Here is a 469-nt window from a genome sequence, read left to right on the forward strand (position 1 = left end):
GGCAAGTACAGTGTTTCCGCCACATCGCTTCAAAAATATTATCAATGCTCTTTTAAGTGGCTCTTTGGAAATGTTTTCGGTATTAAAAACACGCAAATCGAAACTACCCTTATGGCGGAAAATATATCGGGTCTTGTTTACCACGCAATTTTGAATAATTTTTTTACAGAGCTGAAAAATGACACTCCCCTGCTTGAACCTGTGCAAACTGATTCAGGGCTGTCTCTCCCTCTTTCTTACAGTGCTCTGCTCGAAAAAAGCGTGAACAAAGTTTTTGACTGTTTTCCGTTATTGGAAAAGGACGGTCATTCGCAAATGAGCGCTCTTACCGCCCGTCTGTTATACGCCGGAAAAGACGATGTTATTTATCATCTTGAAAGATGCCTCTCTTCTTTTCTTTCTTTTTTTGCCGGATACAAAGTCGCCGGAAGCGAGTGTAATTATAAATACGAAAAAGACACATATATAC

1 protein-coding gene is annotated in these 469 nt (G+C 39.9%); it reads left to right on the plus strand.

Translation table 11 applies throughout. From position 1 onward, the window contains the following. Positions 1–469: PD-(D/E)XK nuclease family protein (locus ACYVTD_RS16530; protein ID WP_461248753.1), on the plus strand; the 469-nt coding region annotated here is incomplete at both ends.

It is taken from the genome of Treponema sp. R6D11 (assembly GCF_054786075.1).